Source organism: Arthrobacter sp. TB 26 (assembly GCF_000427315.1).
GTDB lineage: Bacteria > Actinomycetota > Actinomycetes > Actinomycetales > Micrococcaceae > Arthrobacter.
Window position 1 is genome coordinate 3,888 of sequence record NZ_AUPJ01000324.1, and the last position, 6,492, is coordinate 10,379.

At 67.8% G+C, this 6,492-nt stretch carries 7 protein-coding genes; 6 read left to right on the forward strand and 1 reads right to left on the reverse strand.

All coding sequences use genetic code 11. The features are described from left to right. On the reverse strand, positions 1-769 hold a 769-nt coding region (locus tag K789_RS0112285), incomplete at its 3' end, for a FadR/GntR family transcriptional regulator (protein WP_237739592.1). 141 nt (positions 770-910) lie between these two features. Between K789_RS0112285 and K789_RS0112290 the strand changes: the two genes are divergently transcribed. The 6 genes from K789_RS0112290 to K789_RS0112315 all read left to right on the forward strand — a co-directional run. Next, entirely contained in the window at positions 911-2,206 is a 1,296-nt protein-coding gene (locus K789_RS0112290; RefSeq protein WP_024367007.1) for an ABC transporter substrate-binding protein, read from the forward strand. A 111-nt stretch (positions 2,207-2,317) separates the two neighbouring features. Continuing rightward, positions 2,318-3,286: a carbohydrate ABC transporter permease gene (locus K789_RS0112295; RefSeq protein ID WP_029704969.1), complete on the forward strand. Its 969-nt coding sequence runs from the start codon at positions 2,318-2,320 to the stop codon at positions 3,284-3,286. Then, entirely contained in the window at positions 3,283-4,188 is a 906-nt protein-coding gene (locus K789_RS0112300; RefSeq protein WP_024367009.1) for a carbohydrate ABC transporter permease, read from the forward strand. The genes K789_RS0112295 and K789_RS0112300 overlap by 4 nt, the downstream gene beginning before the upstream one ends. Positions 4,189-4,195: 7 nt before the next feature. Then, the gene (dgoD, locus tag K789_RS0112305; RefSeq protein ID WP_024367010.1) at positions 4,196-5,344 is read left to right on the forward strand and encodes a galactonate dehydratase; all 1,149 of its coding nucleotides are present in this window, start codon (positions 4,196-4,198) and stop codon (positions 5,342-5,344) included. Positions 5,345-5,349: 5 nt separating this feature from the next. Then, the gene (locus tag K789_RS0112310) at positions 5,350-6,036 is read left to right on the forward strand and encodes a bifunctional 4-hydroxy-2-oxoglutarate aldolase/2-dehydro-3-deoxy-phosphogluconate aldolase (protein WP_035739624.1); all 687 of its coding nucleotides are present in this window, start codon (positions 5,350-5,352) and stop codon (positions 6,034-6,036) included. Next, positions 6,033-6,492 (forward strand): PfkB family carbohydrate kinase (locus K789_RS0112315; protein WP_024367012.1); only part of this gene is annotated, 460 nt, incomplete at its 3' end. The genes K789_RS0112310 and K789_RS0112315, both read left to right, overlap by 4 nt.

Here is a 6,492-nt window from a genome sequence, read left to right on the forward strand (position 1 = left end):
CCCCGCGTTGTGGTTCCGGGGCTGTTTCCGGGGTAGGGGCGGCTGGCCGCTGGTGGCTGGACCAGATGTCGCCCATCTCCTCGGTGGATTGCTGCACGATCCGGCTCATCGCGGCGTGCGCCGCGTTCGCCTCGCCGCGCTGGATGGCGCTGGCCACATCCACGTGCAGCTGAAGGGCCTCATGGTGCGGCAGGTGCGGCATGAGGCCGTGCTCGGTGCGCCCGGTCAGGACCTCGGCGACGAGGTTGTGCAGCTGGGAAAACATCGGGTTTCCGGAGGCCTTGAGCACCGCGGCGTGGAACTCGATGTCCAGCCGGAGGAATTCGTCGTTGTCCCCGCGCTGGCCCGCCGCCCAGAGCCGGGCCGCCTGCGAGACAAGGTCGCTGCCGGCGTCCAGGGAGGCGCGCCCGGCGGCGAGGCGCGCGGCCTGGGGTTCGATCGCGCCGCGGAGTTCGTTCAGCGCCTGCAGTTGCTCCAGCCGTCTGGACGAGGCGAGCCGCCAGCGGATGACCTGCGGATCGTAGGCGTTCCAGGAGTCTTCCGGCTGCACCACCGTGCCCAGCCGGCGGCGCGATTCCAGCATTCCCTTGGAGGAGAGCACCCGGGTGGCTTCCCGGACCACCGACCGCGACACGCCGTGCTCTGTCTCAAGCTCGTCCAGGCGCAGGATCGAATGCGGAGCCAGGGTCCCCTCGGCAATGGCAAGTCCCAGGTTCTGGACCAGCACGGAATGCAGGTCAGCTGAGGACTCCGCCTTTGGGGTTTTCATAAATAAATCATACGGGTGGACCGCAAGGGGTTGTTTAAGTCTGCTTTATTTCTCTAAGATCGCTTCCAGAGCAGATGTAACGATGCATTTGCAGCCGGGCTGGACAGTGACAACCAGCCCTCAAGAAACCAAGGAGTCGTAATGAAGCGACGTTCGATCATGCAGTACGCGGCTGTCGCCGCGGCCCTGTCTCTGGGCCTCACCGCCTGCGGCGGAGCCAGCGGCAGCACCGATGCCAAGACCGCCGGCACCGTCCGGGTAACCCTCGCGAACCACGTCTGGACCGAAGGCATCAAGGCAGCCATTCCGGAATTCGAGAAGTCCACGGGCCTCAAGGTTGAGCTGACCCAGCTCGGCGAGGACCAGCTCTCGGACCAGTACAACGTCAAGCTCAACGCCGGCAGCGACGAGATCGACGTCATGATGTACCGCCCGCTCCAGGAGGGCAAGGCGTTCGCCAAGAACGGCTACCTCGCCGACCTGACGTCCAAGGTCTCTTCGGACGCCGGCTGGGACTGGAAGGACTACCAGGAGGGCCCGGTCAAGGCCAGCACGGTTGACGGCAAGGTGGTCGGCGTCCCGATCATCACCGAACGCGAAGTGCTCTACTACCGCAAGGACCTGTTGAAGGCCGCCGGCCTCGAGGTTCCCAAGACCATGGACGAGCTCGAAGCGGCCGCCAAGGCCATCAAGGCCGCCAACCCGGACACCGCGGGCTTCGTGGCGCGGACCAGCAAGTCCGCCGCCGTCACCCAGTTTTCCAGCTTCCTGTACAGCTTCGGCGGCGACTTCACCGACGCCAGCGGCAAGTCCGCCGTCAACTCCGACGCCGCCAAGAAGGCCTACGCGTTCTACGGCGGCCTGATCAAGAACTACGGCCCGGCCAACGTCAGCACCGACATGAGCTGGCCCGAGGCGATGGCCATCTTCACCCAGGGCAAGGCCGCCTTCTACACCGAGGCCGACTCGCTCTACAAGAACGCCACCGACCCGGCCAAGTCCAAGGTCGCCGACACGGTCGGCTTCGCCGCACTGCCCGCCGGTCCGGCCGGTTCCAAGCCGTACAACATCCCGTCGTGGGGCCTCGCCGTCAACCAGGCCTCGGGCAACCAGGACAATGCCTGGAAGTTCATCCAGTGGGCCACCAGCAAGGAACGCACCCTGGCGGCCCAGAAGGCCGGTGTCCCCGGACCCCGCGCCTCCGTCTGGTCCGATCCCGCCGGTACCTCCACCTACCCGAAGGACCTGGCCGAGGCCATCGCCACCAGCGCCAAAAACGGCGTCGGCCACGACCGTCCCGAGGTTGTCACGGTCGGCAAGGCCCGCGAAATCGTCGGCGGCCCGATCGTAGCCACCATCACCGGCGCTGACGCTTCCGCCGCAGCCGACACGGCCCACGAGGCCTTCCAGAAGTTCCTAGACAGCGAAAAGAAGTAGCGCACCCGGCGCACCACGCGCCGCCCACCAAACCGCCCGGTGGGGCGGCGGCCCAGCCGTCGCCCCGCCGCGGCCAGCACTTCACTTCACCCCCGACTCCTTAGGTGAACCATGTCTGTATTGACCCCTCCCCGCAGCGCGCAGTCCGAGCCGCCGTCCGGCCGCAGCGCCCGCCGCGCCCCCGGCGCCCGTGAGAACTTCTCCGCCTGGGCCAACCGGCACCGCAAGTGGCTGTTCGCCGCCCCCGCGATGATTTTCGTCGGTGTCCTCATCGTCTTTCCGCTGGCCTGGACCTTGTACCTAAGCCTGACCGATTCGCAGGGCTCCGTCCGGGCTGCCTCAGAGTTCGTCGGCCTGCAGAACTACCTCACGGTCCTCTCCGACGCCGAGCGCTTCTGGCCGGCGGTCGGACGCACACTGTCCTTCACCGGCGTCGCCCTGGTGTGCGAAGTGGTGCTGGGCATGTGCATCGCGCTGCTGCTGTGGCGCCCGTTCCGCGGCGAAAAGTGGGTCCGCGTGGCCATTCTCCTGCCGCTCGTCGCCACACCGGTGGCCGTCGGCATGATGTGGCGGCTGATCTTCGACCCCAACATCGGCTTCGTCAACCAGCTGCTCGGCATGGTCGGCATTCCGCCCCAGCCATGGCTGTCCGGACAGGACACCGCACTGGGCACCACCATCTTCATGGACGTATGGCAGTGGACCCCCATGGTGGTGCTGATCCTGCTCGCCGGCCTGACCTCGCTGTCCGAGGAGCCCGACGAGGCCGCCAGGATGGACGGCGCCAACGCCTTCCAGCGATTCTTCTTCATCACGCTGCCCCTCATGATGCCGACCGTGATCGTCGCCATCCTGCTCCGGGGCATCGACGCCCTGAAAACGTTCGACATCCTCTACGCCACCAAGGGCAAGGGCGGCGGCTCCTTCCACGAGGTGGAGACCCTCAACGTCTACGCCTACGGCCTGAGCTTCGACTACAACCAGTACGGGCTGTCCTCCGCGGTGCTGATCCTGTTCTTCATGATCATCATCGGCTCCATGTGGCTGCTGACCATGCGCAAGAAAGCGGTAAGCAAATGACCGTCCTGACAGGAAACACCGAAAACACCGGACACACCGAAACCGCCAACACGGCCCGGCCAGCGCCGGCCCGGCGCCCCCGCAAGCCCCTGGGCACCCGCGCCTACAAGGTGTTCCGCGTCGCCGCGCTCGTCGCCGTCGTACTGTTCCTGGTGGCCCCGCTCTTCTGGATGCTGCTCGCGTCGTTCAAGACCAACGTGGACATCTACGACACCGGCAAGTCGTTCTTCTTCACCCCGACGGGTGAGAACTACGCGAACGTGCTGCAGCGCAACAACTACTTCGTCTTCATCTTCAACAGCTTCTGGGTGGCGTTCGTCTCCACCGCACTCTCGCTGGTCCTCGGCGTTCCGGCGGCCTACGCCATGAGCCGCTTCACCATGCACCGCTCGGCCCTCGTGGTCCTGATGGCGCGCGTCATCCCGGGCGTTTCGCTGCTGGTGCCCTGGTACTACGTCTTCTCCAACCTGAAGATGGTGGGCGGCTTCGAGGTCCTCATCCTCAGCCACATGTTCGTCTCGCTGCCGCTGATCGTCTACATCATGATGAGCTACTTCGACTCGCTGCCGCTGGAGCTGGAGGAAAGCGCGCAGGTGGACGGGCTCACGCCGATCGGCGCCTTCCGCCGCATCACCTTGCCGCTCTCCGTGTCCGGCATCGCCACCGCGGGCATCCTGTCGTTCATCTTCTCGTGGAACAACTTCATGTTCGCCCTGGTGCTCTCCGGCTCCAAGACCAAGACCCTCCCGGTGGCGATCTTCGACTTCGTCTCCTACGCCAGCATCGACTGGGGCGGACTGATGGCCGCCGCCACGGTGGTCACCATCCCGATCATGATCATTGCGCTCTTCACGCAGAAGTACATCGTCTCCGGCATGACCGCCGGCGCGACCAAGGGCTAGGCCACTCATGACACTGATCAGCAGGATTGAAACCTTCCTCGTCGCACCGCGCTGGCTCTTCGTCCGGATCGAGACGCACAGCGGGATCGTCGGCTGGGGCGAGGCCAGCTGCGAGGGCCGCAGCGAAACGGTCCGCACCGCCGTCGACCAGCTCTCCGAGCTGCTGATCGGCAACGATGCGCTCCGGATCGAGGACCACTGGCAGGTGATGACCAAAGGCTCCTTTTACCGCGGCGGCCCGATCCTGGCCAGCGCCGTCTCCGGCCTGGACCAGGCCCTGTGGGACATCGCGGGCAAGCACTTCAACACGCCCGTGCACCAGCTCCTGGGCGGCCACGTCCGGGACCGGATCCGGATGTACGGCTGGGTGGGCGGGGACGAGCCCAACGAGGTGGCCGACCAGATCAGCGCCCAGCTGGAAGTCGGACTCACCGCCGTCAAGATGAACGCCAGCGGCCGGATGAGCCCCATCGCCTCGGTGGCGGAGCTCGACGGCGTCGTCCGCCGCGTCGCCGCCGCCCGCGAGGTCCTCGGGGACCACCGCGATGTCGCCGTCGACTTCCACGGCCGCTTCAGCCTGGCCAACGCCCGGCGGGTGGCGCCGCTGCTGGAACCGTACCGGCCCTTCTTCCTGGAAGAACCCGTGGTCCCGGAAAACACGCACCTGCTGCGCGAATTCACCTCGTCCACCACGACGCCGGTCTCCACCGGGGAGCGGCTCTACAGCCGGCAGGAATTCCTGCCCGCGCTGCAGGCCGGCATCGCCGTGGCCCAGCCGGACCTCTCGCACGCCGGCGGCATCACCGAGGTCCGCAAGATCGCCTCGCTCGCCGAAATCTACGAGGTCCAGCTGGCCCCGCACTGTCCGCTCGGACCGCTGGCCCTGGCGGCCTGCCTGCAGGTGGGCTTCGCCACGCCCAACTTCCTGATCCAGGAACAAAGCATCGGGATCCACTACAACCAGGGCGCCGAAGTCCTGGACTACGTGGTGGACAAATCCCCGCTGAAGTTCGTGGACGGGCACATCGAACGCCTGACCGGCCCGGGTCTCGGGATCGAGATCGACGAGGCCGTGGTCCGCGCCGCGGACAAGCGCGGCCACGCCTGGCGCGGGCCCGTCTGGCGGCACCCCGACGGAGCCTTCGCAGAATGGTGAACCACATGACCGAAAAACCAGGCAATGCTCTGACCCCGGAGGCCCTGTTGGCCGGAATCCGGGACACCCGGCTGGTCGCCATCGTCCGCGGCACCGACGGCGGCGCCGCGGCGAAGGCGGCCCTCGCGGCCATGGAAGAGGGCTTCCGCTACGTCGAAATTGCCCTGACCACCCCGGGGGCGCTGGAGGCCATCCGCGACGTCCGCGCCGCCGCCCCGGACGGCTGCTTCGTCGGCGCCGGCACCGTGCTGACCGAGCAGGACGTGGAACACGTTTCAGCGGCCGGCGGCCAGTTCATGGTCACCCCGGCGCTGGCAACCTCCATCCAGGAATCCGCCCGCCTTGGAATCCCGGTCCTGGCCGGGGCGCTGACGCCCACCGAGGCCTACGAGGCGATGACCCGCGGAGCCACCGCGGTGAAGCTCTTCCCCGCCTCCATCGGCGGACCGGGCTACCTCAAAGCGCTGCGTGACCCGTTCCCCGGGATCCCCTTCATCGCCGTCGGCGGCGTGGGGCTCGAGGAAGCGTCGGGCTACTGGCAGGCGGGCGCCGTCGCCGTCGGCCTTGGCGGGCCGCTCTTCGGGGACGCCGGCTCCGGCGGCGACCTGGTTCCGGTGCGTGCCCGGGCCCGCGGCTTCGTGGCGCTCGCCGCCGAGTTCGACCGCCGGATCGCCGCGGAGAGCCTGCAGTGATTCCCGGACCTGTGCTTCCCGTCCCGGGGATTCCTGACCTGCTGACCTTCGGGGAATCAATGGTCTCGCTGCGCTCCGCCGGGCCGCTGTCCGCCGGCGGCTCCCTTGGCATGCACGTGGCCGGGGCGGAGTCCAACGTGGCCGTTGGCGTCGCCCGTCTCGGCCACCGGGTGGGCTGGGCCGGAGTCCTCGGCGCCGACCCGCACGGTGAGTTCATCCTGCGGCAGCTGCGCAGCGAGGGCATCGCGGTGCACCACCGCGAGGACGCCAGCCGCGGCACCGGGGTGATGTTCCTCGAACAGCGCACCGCCGACGTCACCCGGGCCTTCTACTACCGCGCAGGGTCCGCCGGATCCACGCTCACCCGGGACGACGTCGACGCGGCCTTCCGCGACGGCGCCCGGGTCCTGCACCTCACCGGGATCACTGCCGCCCTGAGCCAGGAGGCGCGGCGGG

Coding starts and splice junctions, on each gene's coding strand:
- K789_RS0112290 (WP_024367007.1), top strand. CDS start 911: ATGAAGCGACGTTCGATCATGCAGTACGCGGCTGTCGCCGCGGCCCTG.
- K789_RS0112300 (WP_024367009.1), top strand. CDS start 3,283: ATGACCGTCCTGACAGGAAACACCGAAAACACCGGACACACCGAAACC.
- K789_RS0112310 (WP_035739624.1), top strand. CDS start 5,350: ATGACCGAAAAACCAGGCAATGCTCTGACCCCGGAGGCCCTGTTGGCC.
- dgoD (WP_024367010.1), top strand. CDS start 4,196: ATGACACTGATCAGCAGGATTGAAACCTTCCTCGTCGCACCGCGCTGG.
- K789_RS0112295 (WP_029704969.1), top strand. CDS start 2,318: ATGTCTGTATTGACCCCTCCCCGCAGCGCGCAGTCCGAGCCGCCGTCC.